The following is a 15,947-nucleotide window of genomic DNA, read 5'->3' as shown; positions in this document are numbered from 1 at the left end:
CTCCGAAAAGTTGAGTATGCGGGGCTCAACCTCACGGCCTCCGAGGATCTTCCACCGTTCGCTGGGAGCGGAACCGGCAGCTCCGCCGCTTGCCCACGCTGGGTACGGTCGCCCGGGTGGACGAGACCTCGAGAAGCCGGCAGACCGCGTCCGACTACGTCGCGCGGATGGAGAGCCGGGACTGGCCGGGCCTGACCGAGCTGCTGGCCGAGGATGTCGTCTACGAGATGCCGCAGACCCGGGAGCGCATCCGGGGACGGTCCGCGTTCGTCGGCTTCAACGCGGACTATCCCGGTGACTGGCATTTGCGGGTACGGCGGGTGATCGCCGACGGCCGTGCCGCCGCCCTGTGGCTCGATGTGCGGGTGGGTGACGAGCGGGTGGACGCCTGCGTGTGGCTGGACATGTCGGAACACGGGCTGATCAGCCGGATCGTCGACTACTGGCCCGAGGCCTACGATCCCCCGCCGGGGCGCGAGCATCTGGTGGAGCGCTAGCCGCCCTGGAGAACCTCGCCGTCGGGGATGTGCCGGGGGCCGGTCACGTGGGCCTCGCCCTCGACGACGACGTTCGCGCCGAAGGTGACGTCGCCGTCGACGGTGAGGCGGGTGGCGCGGCGCAGGGACGGCGGGCCGGCCGGGAAGCGCTGCTCGAAACCGGGCATCAGCTTGAAGAGCTCGGGGTCGAGGGTCACGACCGGGCCGCGGCCCTCGTAGACCGGCCGCATCTGGCCGTCCTGGCCCAGCTCGTAGGCGTCCGACCGGACCACCAGCAGGTCGTTCGTGGTCTTGACGGGCGCGAAGCGGGTACGCGGGACCAGCACCGGGCGGGCACCGTCGATGGAGCCGATGGCGGCGCCCATCGCCGTCTCGAGCTGGACCACGGGCGTACTGGAAGCGTCTTTGGGGTCGACGGTCTTGTGGTTGACGATGAGCGGGAGAACCGGCGCGCCCGGGTCGTCCCGCTGCAACCGCCGCAGCGTCTCCAGGTCGATCCAGAGGTTGTTGGTGTTGTAGAACCGCCACCGCTCGACGTCGGTGAACGAGGTGTCGCCGTCGGGCACCTGAGCGGTCTCGCGGACCACGACCCGGCCCTCGTGGCGGGCGAGGTGACCGCCCTTGCGGTCGGCCGGCGTGCCCCGGACGACCTCCATCGCGAACGGGACCTGCTCGTCCTCCATCCAGGCGGCGAGCCGCACGTCGACGGTGGCGCCCAGGTTGTCGGAGTTCGACACGAAGCACCAGCGCAGGCCGGCGTCGAGCAGCTCGTCGAGCTTGCCGGAGGCGGTCAGCGCGGTGTACAGGTCGCCGTGCCCGGGCGGGCACCACTCGAGCTCGGGATCGGCCGGCCACTCGACCGGGAAGTGGTCGTCGGCGCGCAGCTTGGGCTCGCGGCCCTGAAGGAAGTCGCTGACGCCGTCGTAGCGTTCGAGCGCGGCCAGCGACGGACCGCGGGTGGCGGCCGAGTTCATCAGCAGCAGCGGCAGGCGCGCGTGGTACCGCTCGCGGACGGCGGTGACCTGGGTGGCGATGATGTCGAGGAAGCTGCGGCCGGGCTTGACCTCGAGCAGCGATTTCGGCCCGGTCAGGCCCATGCTGGTGCCGAGCCCGCCGTTGAGCTTGACCACGACCAGCCGGTCGAGGATCTCGCGGGCCCGCTCGGCCGGCGGCTCGGGCAGGTCCTCGAGCGCGGTCACGTCGTCGAGCGGCTCCAGGTCGTCACCCGAGAGCAGCCCGGCCCGCGGCTGTTCCAGCTGCTCGAGCCGGCGGCGCAGCGCGGCCAGCTCGGCCGGGTGGGCGCCGTCCTTCTCCGATTTGGCCAGCGTCGCCGCCACGTAACCGGGCGTGTCCATGTGATCCTCCGAGATTTGGCAACGTTCCCCATTATCGGGGCTCAGCCCAGACGCCACACCGCGACGGGGTGATTGGGGTCCGCCCGCGGACAGCCGCGCGGCCGAGCGTCATCGATGATTTACGATGCGTCGATGTCCGGAACTTTGAAGCGAAGGCTCGCCCTGGCCGTCGTGGCCGGGGTCGGCGCCACCCTGATCGTCTCGGCCGGGCCGGCCGAGGCGAGCGCGGTGCCGCACATCCAAGGCGGGGAGACCGTGCCGGTCTACTCCTACGAGAACGCCGTCCGGGAAAGCGTCTGGGTGCAGACGCGGCTGGACAACGACGAGGACGGGGTGCCCGACAAGGTCGCCGTCGACATCGTGCGGCCGCGCGAGGCGGCCCAGCGGCACCTGAAGGTGCCGGTCATCCTCGAGGGCTCGCCCTACTACTCCTGCTGCGGGCGCGGCAACGAGAGCGAGCGCAAGCAGTACGACGCCGACGGCACCATCGTCAAGCAGCCGCTCTACTACGACAACTACTTCGTGCCGCGTGGCTACGCGTTCGTCGCCGCCGACCTGGCCGGCACCGGGCGCTCCACCGGGTGCATGGACGTCGGCGGCCGCGAGGAAGTGCTCAGCGGCAAGGCCGTCGTCGACTGGCTGAACGGGCGGGCCGAGGCCACGTACGCCGACGGCACCCCGGCCGTCGCCACCGGCTGGACCAACGGGCGTACCGGGATGATCGGCAAGTCCTGGGACGGCTCGGTGGCCAACGGCGTGGCCGCGACCGGCGTCGAGGGCCTGGAGACGATCGTGCCGATCTCGGCCATCTCGAGCTGGTACGACTACCAGCGCTACAACGGCGTGCCGCGGGTCGAGGACTATCCGGAATACCTTTTCTCGTACGTCAACGGGCGCCCCGCTTCCGCCTGTGCGGCGACGCTTGAGCGGCTGGACGAGGGCAGCGACGACGCGACCGGCGACTACAACGCGTACTGGGCCGAGCGGAACTTCCGGCCGGACGCGCGCCGCGTGCACGCCAGCGTGTTCATCGCGCACGGGCTGAACGACACCAACGTGACGACCGATCAGTTCGCTCAATGGTGGGGCCGTCTCGGCGTACCCAAGAAGATGTGGCTTTCGCAAGCCGGCCACGTGGACCCCTTCGACCTGCGGCGCGCCGACTGGGTCGACACCCTGCACCGGTGGTTCGACCGCTATCTGCAGGGCCTGCGCAACGGGATCGACCGCGAGCCGGCGGTGTCGATCGAGACGACACCCGGTACGTGGGTGAACGAGCGGACCTGGCCGGCCGCCCGCGTGACGTCGCAGCGCATCACGCTCGGCAACGGCGACGGGACGACGGGCACGCTGGGTGGGCAGTCCGGCCGAGCCGTCCGTACGTGGACCGACGCGCCCGCCCTCGACGAGGCCACCGCCGTCGCGAACCCCGGAGCCGCGGTCGCCGGCCGCCTGGCCTTCCTGTCCGCACCGCTGACCCGTGAGCTTCGCGTCTCCGGCACCCCGTCGGTGACCCTCCGGGTGCGGGTCGACAAGCCGACGACCGAGCTGACCGCCCGGCTCGTCGACTACGGCACCGCCACCCGCGTCAACTACCTGGCCCGCGGCGAGGGCATCACCACACTGGCCACCGAATCGTGCTGGGGCGCCTCGACCACGGCCGACGACGCCTGCTACCGCGACACCGCCCCGAGCTTGACCACTGCCGACCACGCGATCCTGACCCGGGGCTGGCAGGACGCGGCCCACCACGTGTCGCTGCGGTTCACCACGCCGCTGCGGCCGGACCGCTGGTACACGGTGACCGTGCCGATGCAGGCGACCGACCAGCGCCTGCCCGCCGGCCACGTGCTGGGCCTGATCCTGCAGGCCAGCGACAACGAGTACTCGACGCCACAGTCGACCGGCGCCACCATCGGCCTCGACCTGCGCGGCAGTTCCCTGACCCTGCCGCTGGTGGGCCGCCTGCCCCGGCCCGGCGCCAGCGCCCCGGCGGTGTCGACGGCGCCCGCGCCGAGGACGTTCGCCCCGCCGCGATTCGATCCTTTGGTGCCCTGACTCTCCGGCAGCTGTGCGGTCACTGTTGGGGTGCTGTTTCCCAACAGTGACCGCCGACGCAGTTTCCCGTCATACCTCCCGGGTATGCTGCTGCCACGGAACTGATCACCCGTCACCACCAGCGCAGATTTACCACTGTGGGTAGCTGCAGCGGAGCGGAGTGACATCGGCTCCGGGTCGGCCATGGGGAGGTCGCAGTGCCATTGCTCGCGGGAAGATATCGGCTGGGGGAAGCCCTCGGCCAAGGCGGCAGTTCGGTGGTGCACTACGGCTTCGACACGACCCTGAAGCGCCCCGTCGCGATCAAGATCTTCGACGAGTCCGCCACCGACGTTCTGCGTGAGGCCCGTACGGCGGCCGGGCTCAGCCACCCGAACATCGCCCAGGTCTACGACTACGGCGAGGCCGTCGACGGCAGCGACCGCACCCCGTACCTGGTGATGGAGTTCGTCGACGGCGAGACCCTGTCCGACCGGCTGGCCCGCACCGGCGCCCTGCGCTGGCGCCAGGCCGCCGAGATCGGCAAGGAGACGGCCTCGGCGCTGGCCGCCGCCCACGCGCAGGACCTGGTCCACCGCGACGTCAACCCGCGCAACATCATGCTGACCTCCGAGGGCGTGAAGGTCCTCGACTTCGGCATCGCCATCGCCGCCGGCCACAACAGCATCGACATCAGCGGCGCCCTGTGGGGCAGCCCCGCCCACCTGGCCCCCGAGCAGCTGCGCGGCGAACCGAGCTTCCCGGCCGCCGACATCTACGCGCTGGGCCTGCTGCTGTTCGAGTGCCTCACCGGCGCGCGGGCCTGGCCCGGCGCCAGCCTGGTCGAGGTCCTGGCCACCCGCCACGGCCGCCCCGCCCCGCGCCTGCCACGCATCTCCGGCCTGCCGCGCGACATCATCCGGCTGTACGAGTCGTGCACGGCCGAGGACCCGTCGGCGCGCCCCACGGCCCTCGAGGTCGCCGAGGTCTTCCGCGGTTTCGCCCCGACCCCGCTGACCCGCCCGGCCAGCCACATCCCGCCGATCCGCTCCGCCGCCCACCCGGCCCCGCCGACAGTGGCCAGTTCACCGTCCCGCCCGCCGCGCCGCTCCCGCCGCCGGGTCACGGTGGTGGCGTCGGCCGCGGCCGTCGCCGTGCTCCTGAGCATCGTCGGCGTCCAGCTGATCAACGGCACCGGCACCCCCGGCGGCAAAACGGCCGAGGCCGCCGTCGAGGCCACCACGCCACCGGCCACCCCGCCGCGGACGATCAGCCCGACCCCCTCCACCGCCCCGACCACGGAGCCGGCCGAGGAGGAGGAAGCGACGACAACGACCAGGTACGGCGGCCGGAAGAGGAACACCACCCACACGAAGGCGCCGGCGGCCAAGCCCACTTCCAAGCCGGCCAAGCCGTCCGCAACGCCGTCGAAGTCCCCGAGCAGCGCGCCGGAGACGTCGGAGCCCTCAACCGAGCCGACCCCGACGAAGTCCCCTGACGACACCAAGCCCCCCGTCGAGCCGACCGACGACCCGGCGGACCCGACCACCCCGCCGACCACCGAGGACACCACCCCACCGACCACCAAGCCCGCCGACCCGGTCGACGGCAAGACGGTCGCCTGAGCTCCCCGATCCATTCGGTCAGCGTGCGTTCGAGCGGCTCGGGCAGCTCCTGGTGCCAGGGATGCCCGGCGCCGGGAACGATCCGCAGCTCGGCGCCGGCTATCCCGGCCGCCGCCGCGCGTGAGGCCGCCTGGTTGAGCTTGTCCTTGGCGCCGCAGAGGACGAGTGTCCGCGCGGACCTGGCTCAGGTCGGTGCGGGCCAGCTCGCCCCCGGAAGGTCGAAAAGGATCAGCCGGAAGCGCCGGCCCAGGCCTTTACGCTGGGGCTGCCACTCCGGTGGTCGTCGCCCGCCCCGTGCAGTAACGCCAGGGCTGGCCCCGTGGGGATCATTCCTGATTTGCCGTTCTGCCGCGTATTGCGGCCGCCCGCTGACGCAGCCCCACTGCCTCGGCGGTCCGCCTCAGGGCCTTCAGTGTGTACGCGAGATTGTCCAGCCGGATCGCGATGTCCGGATGCCCCTCCGGCAGCGCAGCCTCGCTGATCCGCAACGCCCGCCGCTGCAACGGCAGCGCCTCACCCGCACGCCCCAAACCCACCAACGTTTGCGCGAGATTGTCCAGCCGGATCGCGATGTCCGGATGCCCGTCCGGCAGCGCAGCCTCGCTGATCCGCAACGCCCGCCGCTGCAACGGCAGCGCCTCACCCGCACGCCCCAAGTCCGCCAGCGTTCGCGCGAGATTGTTCAGCCGGATCGCGATGTCCGGATGCCCCTCCGGCAGCGCAGCCATACTGATCCGCAACGCCCGCTCTCGCAGTGGTAGCGCCTCATCCGCCCGGCGCAGAGCCCCCAGCGTGTATGCGAGATTGTCCAGCCGGATCGCGATGTCCGGATGCCCCTCCGGCAGCGCAGCCTCGCTGATCCGCAACGCCCGCTCTCGCAGTGGTAGCGCCTCATCCGCCCGGCCCAGAGCGCCCAACGTGTACGCGAGATTGTCCAGCCGGAGCGCGATACTAGGATGCCCCTCCGGCAGCGCAGACTCGCTGATCCGCAACGCTCGCTGCTGCAACGGCAGCGCCTCACCCGCCCGGCCCAAAGACCCTAATGTGTACGCGAGATTGTCCAGCCGGAGCGCGATGTGCGGATCCCCTTCGGGAACTCCCGCTTCTATGATGGCGAGGGCACGACGCTCAACCTCTAATGCGGCAGTGTGACGACCCTGGGTGGAATAGAAGAAGCCAAGCTGGCCTATCAAAGACCCGAAATTGACGTCGGCGAGTTCATCCGGGACCACACGCTCTACCGCGTCAATATGCGGTGCCAACAAGGCCCATTCGGGCCAAGTCTCGACCGCCTCGGAAGGGTTGCCACCCGGCATCGCGTTGTGGAGCACGGCAATCGCCCGGTCGAGTGTATGGTCGGCGGCTTCGTCCTGCTTGGCCTGTTCTCGAACGGCCCACTGGAGGAGCCGATGCATGCCGACGGTTTTATCCCTTAAAACTAGTAAATTATAGGAAGCAAGAACGGCCAGCTCCTGCTCGCTGTCGGGCTCGTCGGCCAGGTAAGCCCTCGGCACCTCGTCGGGGGCGAAGCATGCCAGGAGCCGCAGCAGTTCGATGGCGGCCGGCCGCTGCTCGCGGAGCCGGTTCAGCGTGACCAGCCAGACCTGGGCCACCGCCCGTTCCGCCCGGGTGCCGGGTGCGATGGCATTCAGCACGGTCTCCGGTTGGGACCGGAGGCGATCGAGGTAGGCCGCCATCGGGGTGCGGGTCTGGCGGAGATATCCGGCGGCCTGTTGCAGCGCCAGCGGGAGGTAGCCCAGCTCGTCGGCCAGGACGGCCGCCGTCAGCTGATCTGTTTGGCCGCTGCGTTCCAGCAACAGTCGTACGGCCGGCTCTCGGTCCAGCAGCTCCAAGCGTAAGCAGCCGTCGAGGAGGTGCTCCCAGTCGAGGTCACGCCGGGTGGTGATCAGGACGTGGCCGGTGTCGAGCTGGGCCAGTAGCTGCTCTACGTCGGCCAGTTCCTCCACGTTGTCGAGGATCAGCAGCCAGCCTGACTGGTTCTGCAGCCAGCCTATCGCCCACGTCGCCGCCTCCAGCGGGGTCGCTGTGACCATCAGGTCGGCGTTCAGGCGGGTGGTCAGGTCGGCCAGGCTTGTCGTGATCGTGTCGGGGTTGTCGCAGCTGATCCACCACCGCACCTGGTAGCGGTCCCGGTGCCGATGGGCGTACTGCAACGCCATCTCGCTCTTGCCGACCCCGCCCAGACCGTGCACCGCCTGCGTGATCACGCCGCGACCGCCGGCCATCACCTCGTCCAGTGCGGCCAGCGCGTCCTCCCGGCCCACGAACAACCGCACGGGCGGCCGGGGCAGGTTGGTCAACCGCCCCACGATGTCCGGTGCCGCTGACGGCCGGCGCAGTTCGATCCGGCGGGCGTCGACGCGGGCGCCGTCACCGGTGACCGCCACCCCGCTGATCGTCTGGGCCGCCAGCGAGCGTGGGCCCGGCGGGGAAGCCGTCATCGGGTGATCTGGGCGCCGTCACCGGTGACGGCCACGCCGCTGATCGTCTGCGCGGCGATCGAACGCTCACCGGACGCGGTCACCGTCACCCCGGCCTCGGCGAGCAGGCCCCGAACCTCGGCCGCCAGTTCCGGATCGGCATTGAGCGCCTTACGGACCTGCACCCGCAGGGCCGCTACCCGGTCCTCGTCGGAGACGTCCTCGGCCAGATCGGCCACCGCTTCCTCCACTCCGGCGGCCGAACGCCCGCGGTTCAGGAACCGCTGCAGCAACCGGCCGCCCAAACCCACCGTGGAGTCGGCCGCCGCCTCCTGGACCCGCTCGACCACCGCGGCCCCGTACGCGCCGACCGCCGCCGAGACGTACGGCACCACCGCCGCCGTCACCGCCGCCACCTCAGGATCCATGCCTGCCTCCCAGCGTCGAGCGAGTCGTCACCATGAGTAAAGCCGCCTCGGTCAAACGGGCGGGGCTGTGGTGTAGACGGTGGGGTCGCCCTGCTTGAGCCAGATCTGGGGGTGGTCGATGGGGGTGAAGGCGCGGTCTCCGCCGGGCTCTCTGGTCGTGGGGACGGTGTCGCCGTTGGGCTGGTGCATGATGAAGTTGATCGGCTTGGTGTCGTCCTTGAGAGGGATGTCGTACGAGGCCCAGCCGTTCTCGACGCGGGTCGGGGGCCACGGCTTGTCCCAGGCGATCTGGGCCAGGGTGGCCGGGTCGACCGCGTCCCCCCACAGGTGCAGGCCCCAGCCCGTGTAGTCGCCGGCCGGGCGGTAGTAGTGCACCGTGGCCGTGGTCAGCGGCGGGCCGGCGTAGCGGACCGTGCGGACCGCGCTCACCGCGGACGGTTCTCGGAGCACCGCCCGGTAGCGGATCTGGGTGCCGGCGGCCAGGTTGAGCGGTGTCAGGTCGTCGAAGACCGTGTACGCGGGGGACGAGTCGTCGCGGCCGATCGTGGTCCAGGGGGCGCCGGCGATGCTGCGTTCGAAGCGGACCACGTGGCCCGCGCGTTCCGGGTCGGCCACGGCTCGGACCTCGACGGTGCCGCGGACGTTGGCGGCCTCGGCCGGGGCCTCGATGGTCAGGGACGGGGCCGGGACCCGGGCCGTACGGGACGAACTGGTTCTGCTGTGGCCGGCGTTGTCGAGGACCACCGCGCGGTACTGCACGGCTGCGCCGGCGGGCAGGCCCGAGACGTCGTGGAAGACCTGGTAGGGGGCGTTGTCGTCGGTGCCGATCGGCTGCCAGCCGCCGCCCGCCGTCCGGGCGTAGAAGGTGACCTCGGCGAACGACGAGCCGGCGACGGTGGCCGGGACGCGCATGCGGCTGGGCGACTCGGACGGGGTGGGCCGGCCGAGCGACACCGCGGGAGCCGCCTTCGAGGGCGGGACCCGGCCGGACGAGGCGTAGACGACCGTGGACAGTGGCGGCACGGTGACGGTGATCGTCCGGTCGCCTGCCGACCGGACGGTGGCGGGGCCGGAGCCGTACACACGCTGGAAATCGCCCTTGGCGAAGTAGGTCGGGACGGCGGCCGTGCGGGGCTGCTCGCTGTTGTTGAGGGCGACGACGTATTCGCGCTGGCCGGTGCGGGAGAACGCGTAGATTCCGGGGCCCTCGTCGGCGTAGCGGTGCTGGTGGGCGCCGTCGCGCAGCGCGGGGTGCTCGCGGGTCAGGGCGGCCAGGGCGGCGATGTCCCGGTAGAGCGGGTGGGTGCTGACGAAGTTGTCCTGCGCGTGGGTGGCGGTGGTGCCGAGCAGGTCGTCGTCGAGGTAGTCGGGCACGCGGCTGGCGAACAGGGTCTGCCGGGCGTCCTGGTCGCCGCCGGGGCCGGTGAAGCCCTGTTCGTCGCCGTAGTAGACGACCGGGTTGCCGCGGGAGAGGTACATCAGCTCGTGCGCGAGCCGGTCGCGGGCGACCCATTCGGCGTCCCCGGCGCCGGGGTTGTCGGCCCGCACGAACGAGCCGATCCGGCCCATGTCGTGGTTACCGAGGAAGGTGGGCAGCTGGTAGACGTTCGAGTCGGCGTCGGTGTACCAGTCGTCGGCGGCGAAGAACGAGCCCAGCGCGGACGCGGACTGGCCGCGTGAGGCGAAGTTGCGGGCCGCGTCCTGGAACGGGAAGTCGAGCACGGCCTGCATGCGGTCGCGGGTGGTGAACTGCGAGGTGAAGCTGCGGGAGGTGTCGAAGACCTCGCCGAACATGAAGAACTCGGGCTTGCCGTGCCGGCGGGCGAACGACAGCACCTCGGGACCGAACTTCTGCCAGAACTCGTCGTTGACGTGTTTCATGGTGTCGATCCGGAAGCCGTCGATGCCGAAGTCGGCGATCCACTTCTCGTACACCTCGGTCATGCCCTTGACCACGCGCGGATGCTCGGTGAACAGGTCGTCGAGGCCGAAGAAGTCGCCGTAGAGCGAGTTCTCGCCGGTGAACGTGGTGTCGCCGCGGTTGTGGTAGAGCGTGACGTCGTTGAGCCAGGCCGGGACCTTCAGGTTCTGCTCGGCCGGGTCGAGGACGGGAACGTACGGGAACGACTTCTTCGGGTCCAGCGCCGGGAAGCTCGCCTTGCCGGCGTAGTCACGATCGTCGAACGGGCGGCCCGCGGCGTCGCGATAGGGCGAGACATCTTTCGAGACGTACGGCTGACGCGCGCCCGGCTCGTACCCGATGACGTCGGCGGTGTGGTTGGTGATGATGTCGAAGTAGACCTTCATGCCGCGGGTGTGCGCGGCGTCGACCAGCGACCGCAGTTCGGCGTTGGTGCCCAGGTGCGGGTCGATCTGGGTGAAGTCGGTGATCCAGTACCCGTGGTAGCCGGCCGACGGGCCGTCCTCCAGCTGCACGGCCTTGTTCTTGAAGCTGGGCGTCAGCCAGATCGACGTGGTGCCCAGGCCCTGGATGTAGTCGAGGCGCCGCAGCAGCCCGGCCAGGTCGCCGCCGTTGTAGAAGCCCTTGCGGGTGGGGTCGAAGCCGGAGACCAGCGGATCGGCGCCGAGGCCGCCCTGGTCGTTGGCCGTGCTGCCGTTGTCGAAGCGGTCGGCCATGACGAAGTAGAAGTTCTCGTCGGTCACCGGCGCCCGCAGCGAATGCCGCCCCGGCAGCGCGCCGCCGCCGGCCGCGGCGGGCGTGCTGAGAGCGGTGGCGGCCAGAACGGCGGACGTGAGTGCGGCCAGTCCTCGTCGTAAGCGCATGTCATCGACCGTAATAGATGATCAGCTCGGCCGGTCGCGGAATGTCGGATGCATTCGCTATCCCCCAAGCGCGTGATTAGGCACCGCGATGGTTGACCTCGCACAAGCAACGTTTCAAGACTGTCTGCTTGAACCGGCCGATCCGGGAAGGTCACTGTGACGCTCACGCTCACCCACGCCGTGGACAACGCGACCGTCGAACTGACCGTGCGCGGCCGGTGGACCCGCCGCAGCGCGGCCGACGTCCATCAGGCGCTGTGCCAGGGGCTCGCCGAACGCCCCTCGGCGATCATCATCGACCTGCACGAGATGAGCGATCTCGACTGCCGCAGCGCTCCCATCTGGATCGCGGCCAGCCAGGCGGCCATGACGCTGCAACCGCCGGCGAAGGTGGCGATCTGCGCCCCGCCGACCCGGCGGCTGGTGAAACGACTCCGCCAGCTCGGCTGCGCCCGCTTCATGTCGCTGTTCGTCAACGTCGACCAGGCCCGCTCGGCCGTGACCGGGGCGCTGCCGCCGGCCGACCGTCTCCAGCTGCGCTGGATGCCGCCGCACCTCGACGCGCTGGCCTCCGTTCACGACCTGATCGCGCTGGCCGGCCGCGCCTGGGGCGTCCCCGCGCTGGCCGGCGCCGCCCAGGACGTGGCGCGTGACCTGGTCGAGGACTCGCTGGCGTTCGCCGGCACGGCCATGCTGTTCACCGTCTGCCGCCGCCGCAGCAGCCTCTACCTGGCCCTGCGCGACCGCGACCCCACCTTGCCGCCGCTGCGGCGGTCGACGGCGCGGCTGCCGGTCGTCACCGCCCGCAGCTACGTCTGGGGCGCCTCGGCGCTGCACAACGGCAAGGTGGTCTGGGCCGTCGTACGGCCGGCCGTCAGGTGAGAAGAGCGGCTGTCGGGCCGAGCGCGCCGGTCGCCGCTTACGCGCCTCCGCCTATGACGTGGGGTGTATTCAGGGATCGACGACCATGATCCATAATCTCCGGATGCTCGTCGCCCCCGTGCTGGAGTTGCGCTCGGTCACCCGAACCCACGGTTCGGGCGAGACCATGGTCCGCGCGCTCGACGACGTGTCGGTGTCCGTGTCGCCCGGAGAGCTCGTCGCCATCATGGGCGCCTCCGGCTCGGGCAAGTCGACCCTCCTGGCCATCGCCGGCGGCCTCGACCGGCCGACCAGCGGTGACGTGCTGGTCGAGGGGGCGTCGCTGGCTTCGATGTCGCGCAAGGCGCTGGCCAAGCTGCGCCGCGACAGCGTCGGCTATGTGTTTCAGGCGCTCAACCTGCTGTCCAGCCTCAACGCGATCGAGAACGTGATGCTGCCGCTGGAGCTGGACGGAGTCGGGGTGCGGGCCGCGCGACGGGAGGCGGTCGGCGCCCTGTCGGCGGTCGGGCTGTCCGGTCTGGAGAGCCGGTTCCCCCACGAGATGTCCGGTGGCCAGCAGCAGCGGGTGGCGATCGCCCGTGCCCTGGTCGGCCGGCGCCGGCTGGTGCTGGCCGACGAGCCGACCGGCGCGCTCGACACGGCGACCGGCGACGCGGTGCTCAGGCTGCTGCGTGAGCGGGTGAACGCCGGCGCCGCCGGAGTGCTCGTGACCCATGATCCCGGGCACGCGCGGTGGGCCGACCGGGTCGTCCACCTCCGCGACGGACGGGTCGTCAGCGGCGCCACGGCGGTGACCGTGCCGATGCCGGTGATCCCGGCCGGCCGGGCGCGATGAGGTCCTGGCGGCCCGCGCTCCGCATCGCCCGGCGCGAGGCCCTTGCCCACAAAGGCCGCGCTCTCCTGGTGGCTGCCCTGATCGCGATTCCGGTTCTGGCCCTGTCGTTCGGCGCCGCGACGTACGACATGTTCACGCTCCGGCCCGGTGAGACCTACGCCCGGGAGGGCGGCCGGTCCGACGCCGTCCTGGTGTGGCGTTCCCGCAAGGCGATCGAGCAGGACTGGCGGGCCCGTGTCATCAGCAGCCCCGGCGGGGACATCGAGGCGCCGGCGGGCGTGACCGACCGGTCCGTGCTCGGCCTGCTGCCGCCGGGAAGCGCTGTCGTGCCGCTGGACGAGGGCTATCTCGTGGTCCGTACCAGGAACGGCGCCGGCGGCATCGAGGCCTTCGCGACGAACGCCGCGGATCAGCTGACCCGGGGCATCGTCTCGATCGTGTCGGGGACGGCTCCGGCCGGGGCCAGCGAGATCGCGGTGTCCGCGGCGGCGGCCGACCGGCTCGGGGTGCGACCGGGCGGCAGTGTGACCACACCCGACGGCGCACAGTCGTGGCGGGTGACCGGCGTCGCCGAGTTCCCGGCCGACCTGAGCGAGCGACTGCTCTTCGCGGCCGGCGCGATGCCGGCCGCGGTCCAGAACCGGCAGCCGACCCGGTGGCTGGCCGCCGTCGCCTCGCCGATCACCTGGGACCGGGTGCCGGACTTCAACCGCAAGGGCGTCTCGGTCGCGTCCCGCGCCGTCTACGCGAACCCGCCGAAGGCGGAGGCGGCGGCGGACCGGCCGGCCGGCATCGACATGGCTGTTCTCGTGGGCGGTCTGGGCGTTCTCGAGGTGGTTCTGCTGGCCGGGCCGGCCTTCGCGGTCGGCGCCCGGCGCCAGCGGCGGGAGCTGGCCCTGGTCGCCGCGAACGGCGGCACGCCGGCCCACCTGCGCCGGATCGTCCTGGCCGACGGTGTGGTCCTGGGCGGGCTGGGCGCGGCGGCCGGGGTGACGATCGGCGCCGTGGCGGCGCTGGCGCTCCGGCCCTTGATCGAGACGTCCCTCATGCACGAGAGGGCCGGCGGGTACCGGATCTTCCCGTCCGCGCTGCTGGCGATCTCAGCGCTGGCCGTCGTCACGGCGGCGCTGGCGGCGCTGGTTCCGGCGATCACGGCGGGACGCCACGACGTCGTGCACGGCCTGACCGGCCGGGCCGGCGTGGTGCGGTCGCGGCGCCGGTGGATCGTGGCCGGGGTGGCGCTGCTGGTCGTGGGCGGAGCGCTCGCGGTGGTCGGCGCGGTGACCGCCTCGCCGGCGGGGATCCTGGTCGCGGTGGTGGCCCTCGAAGCCGGACTGGTCCTGGTCACGCCGGGGATCATCGGGTTGCTCGGCCGGATCGGGCATGTCCTGCCGCTGCCGTTGCGGATCGCGCTGCGCGACACGGCACGGAACCGGGCATCGGCGGCGCCGGCGGTCGCGGCGGTCATGGCCGCGGTCGCGGCGAGCGTGGCGATCGGCATCTACTTCACCAGCGCTGGGCTGGCCGCGGTGGACAACTACCGTCCGGGCATCCCGGTCGGCGCGAGCTACGTGAACTTTCTGGGCGAGCCGCCGGCCGGCGGGATGCCGGCCGCCGTCGCGGCGGTCCGGAGCGCGCTGCCCGAGTCGCCGATCGTCGTCGTCAACGGCTACCGCTGCGGCGGCTCCCGGACGGCCGGCGCCACGTGCTCACTGGAGCGTGTCCTGCCGCGGGACCAGCGGTGCTTCCTCGCCGAGGTGAGCACGCCCTACACCTCCGATCAGCAACGCCGGGCCCTGGCCGACCCGCGCTGCGACGCCGACAGCGGCCGGGTCCGCGTCGGTGACGGCGTGACCGAGCAGGTCGGCGACGCCGACTTCCTCGACAGGGTGCTGCGGGTCTCGGGGTCCGACCGGCGGGCGGCGAAGGCGGTGCTCGACGCGGGCGGCGTGGTGGTGCGCGACCGGCGCTACGTGACCGGCGGCCGGATCACGATCGCGGTCCGGGACTCGCGCCGGCCGGGTTCCGGCCAGGACGTGCCGGACGAGAAGCTGCCCCGGATCCAGGCGCCGGCCTACGTGGTGACCTCGGGCGGCGGGCCGGAGGATCTGGCGGTCTACTCCCCCGGCCTGATCCGCCGGCTCGGCTTCGCGACCGTTCCGGCCGGGCTGATCGCGCTGCCGGCCGGCGGCGGGGCGGGCGTGCTCGATCAAGCCGGCGAGGACCGGCTGCGCGCGGCGCTGCTGCCGGTCTCCCTGCCGGCGGCGGCCAACCTGGTCATCGAGCGGGGCGCGCGAACCACCACGGATCCGCGGCTGCTGATCGCGGCGGTGGTGGCGTCGTTCATCACCATCGGGGCGACCTTCATCGCGACCGGGCTCGCGGCAGCCGACGGGCGGGGCGACCTGGCGACGCTGGCGGCGGTCGGCGCGGCGCCGGGCCTGCGCCGATGGTTGTCGCTGACCCAGGCCGGCGTGATCGCCGGGGTGGGCGCGGTGCTGGGCACGGTGGCCGGTGGCGCCGCCTGCCTGGCGGTTCTGGCCGCGTACAACCGGTCGACGGCCGGCGCCTACCCGGTCGTCGTGCCGTACCCGCTGGAGATCGCCTGGCCGAACGTGGCCGCCGCGCTCGGCGTGCCGCTGATCGCGATGGCCGGCGCCGGCCTTCTCACCCGGTCACGCCTTCCCGTGGAACGGGCTACGGAGTGATCGCCCGTTCCGCGGCCTCGGCCACCGCCAGCAGGGCAGGGTCCTCGAAGATCGGGCCCTCGAGGGTGAGGCCGACCGGCAGCCCCTCGCTCGTACGGCCGGCGGGCAGCGACAGCATGGGCCCACCGGCCACCGTTCCCGGGGCGGCGTTGCGGATCGCCGTGGCGAAGGCCGGCACGGGGCGGCCGTTGTGCTCGAAGGTGACGCCCTCGCCGACCAGCGGCGGCGGCGACGCCTTGGAACATCTCCGCGTACGCCTGCCGCAGCCGCCAGCGCTGGGCCCGATGCCCCTCGTAGCCGGCGGCCGGGACGGGCTGGCCGACCATGATCTGCACGTTGCCCTTGACGTCGGATG

11 protein-coding genes are annotated in these 15,947 nt (G+C 71.9%); 6 read left to right on the top strand and 5 right to left on the bottom strand.

From position 1 onward, the window contains the following. Positions 1 to 116 precede the first annotated feature (116 nt). Positions 117 to 497 (top strand): nuclear transport factor 2 family protein, encoded by a 381-nt coding sequence (locus tag ACGFJ7_RS28925; RefSeq protein WP_360254997.1) that lies wholly within the window; start codon positions 117 to 119, stop codon positions 495 to 497. Here the strand turns inward: ACGFJ7_RS28925 and ACGFJ7_RS28920 are convergent. Next, positions 494 to 1,852 carry a UTP--glucose-1-phosphate uridylyltransferase gene (locus ACGFJ7_RS28920; RefSeq protein WP_392644818.1) on the bottom strand — a complete coding sequence of 453 codons (1,359 nt, stop codon included), beginning with the start codon at positions 1,850 to 1,852 and terminating at the stop codon, positions 494 to 496. The two genes, ACGFJ7_RS28925 and ACGFJ7_RS28920, sit on opposite strands and share 4 nt — an antisense overlap. 132 nt (positions 1,853 to 1,984) lie before the next feature. On the opposite strand from ACGFJ7_RS28920, the gene ACGFJ7_RS28915 reads away from it, so the two are divergent. Together ACGFJ7_RS28915 and ACGFJ7_RS28910 are read left to right on the top strand one after the other, a co-directional pair. Next, positions 1,985 to 3,910 carry a Xaa-Pro dipeptidyl-peptidase gene (locus ACGFJ7_RS28915; protein WP_392644816.1) on the top strand — a complete coding sequence of 642 codons (1,926 nt, stop codon included), beginning with the start codon at positions 1,985 to 1,987 and terminating at the stop codon, positions 3,908 to 3,910. Positions 3,911 to 4,107: 197 nt separating this feature from the next. Next, positions 4,108 to 5,514 (top strand): protein kinase, encoded by a 1,407-nt coding sequence (locus tag ACGFJ7_RS28910; RefSeq protein ID WP_392644814.1) that lies wholly within the window; start codon positions 4,108 to 4,110, stop codon positions 5,512 to 5,514. A 326-nt stretch (positions 5,515 to 5,840) separates the two neighbouring features. Here the strand turns inward: ACGFJ7_RS28910 and fxsT are convergent, their stop codons facing one another. Genes fxsT through ACGFJ7_RS28895 form a run of 3 tightly spaced genes read right to left on the bottom strand, consistent with a single transcriptional unit; the run spans position 5,841 to position 11,167 of the window. After that, positions 5,841 to 7,922 (bottom strand): FxSxx-COOH system tetratricopeptide repeat protein, encoded by a 2,082-nt coding sequence (gene fxsT / locus ACGFJ7_RS28905; protein ID WP_392644812.1) that lies wholly within the window; start codon positions 7,920 to 7,922, stop codon positions 5,841 to 5,843. Between the two features lie 50 nt (positions 7,923 to 7,972). Beyond that, positions 7,973 to 8,383: a hypothetical protein gene (locus ACGFJ7_RS28900; RefSeq protein WP_360255009.1), complete on the bottom strand. Its 411-nt coding sequence runs from the start codon at positions 8,381 to 8,383 to the stop codon at positions 7,973 to 7,975. Between the two features lie 51 nt (positions 8,384 to 8,434). After that, positions 8,435 to 11,167 carry an alpha-amylase family glycosyl hydrolase gene (locus ACGFJ7_RS28895; protein ID WP_392644810.1) on the bottom strand — a complete coding sequence of 911 codons (2,733 nt, stop codon included), beginning with the start codon at positions 11,165 to 11,167 and terminating at the stop codon, positions 8,435 to 8,437. Between the two features lie 156 nt (positions 11,168 to 11,323). On the opposite strand from ACGFJ7_RS28895, the gene ACGFJ7_RS28890 reads away from it, so the two are divergent. The 3 genes from ACGFJ7_RS28890 (at position 11,324) to ACGFJ7_RS28880 (ending at position 15,592) form a co-directional block, all read left to right on the top strand. Further along, positions 11,324 to 12,049 (top strand): hypothetical protein, encoded by a 726-nt coding sequence (locus ACGFJ7_RS28890; protein ID WP_392644808.1) that lies wholly within the window; start codon positions 11,324 to 11,326, stop codon positions 12,047 to 12,049. 103 nt (positions 12,050 to 12,152) lie between these two features. Then, entirely contained in the window at positions 12,153 to 12,884 is a 732-nt protein-coding gene (locus ACGFJ7_RS28885) for an ABC transporter ATP-binding protein (RefSeq protein WP_392644807.1), read from the top strand. Between the two features lie 68 nt (positions 12,885 to 12,952). Then, positions 12,953 to 15,592 carry an FtsX-like permease family protein gene (locus tag ACGFJ7_RS28880; protein ID WP_392644805.1) on the top strand — a complete coding sequence of 880 codons (2,640 nt, stop codon included), beginning with the start codon at positions 12,953 to 12,955 and terminating at the stop codon, positions 15,590 to 15,592. On the opposite strand, the gene ACGFJ7_RS28875 is transcribed toward ACGFJ7_RS28880, so the two are convergent. After that, the gene (locus tag ACGFJ7_RS28875; RefSeq protein WP_360255019.1) at positions 15,582 to 15,770 is read right to left on the bottom strand and encodes an amidase family protein; all 189 of its coding nucleotides are present in this window, start codon (positions 15,768 to 15,770) and stop codon (positions 15,582 to 15,584) included. The genes ACGFJ7_RS28880 and ACGFJ7_RS28875 overlap by 11 nt on opposite strands. Positions 15,771 to 15,947 lie beyond the last annotated feature (177 nt).

Source organism: Actinoplanes sp. NPDC048988, assembly GCF_043197815.1.
Taxonomy (GTDB): domain Bacteria; phylum Actinomycetota; class Actinomycetes; order Mycobacteriales; family Micromonosporaceae; genus Actinoplanes.
Note: the sequence above shows the minus strand (reverse complement) of the source record. Positions and strands in the feature narration are given on the sequence as shown.

What these genes read in the sequence shown, in the direction of transcription:
- ACGFJ7_RS28920 (WP_392644818.1), bottom strand. Translation starts at nt 1,852, where the DNA reads ATGGACACGCCCGGTTACGTGGCGGCGACGCTGGCCAAATCGGAGAAG.
- ACGFJ7_RS28915 (WP_392644816.1), top strand. Translation starts at nt 1,985, where the DNA reads ATGTCCGGAACTTTGAAGCGAAGGCTCGCCCTGGCCGTCGTGGCCGGG.
- ACGFJ7_RS28900 (WP_360255009.1), bottom strand. Translation starts at nt 8,383, where the DNA reads ATGGATCCTGAGGTGGCGGCGGTGACGGCGGCGGTGGTGCCGTACGTC.
- ACGFJ7_RS28895 (WP_392644810.1), bottom strand. Translation starts at nt 11,167, where the DNA reads ATGCGCTTACGACGAGGACTGGCCGCACTCACGTCCGCCGTTCTGGCC.
- ACGFJ7_RS28885 (WP_392644807.1), top strand. Translation starts at nt 12,153, where the DNA reads ATGCTCGTCGCCCCCGTGCTGGAGTTGCGCTCGGTCACCCGAACCCAC.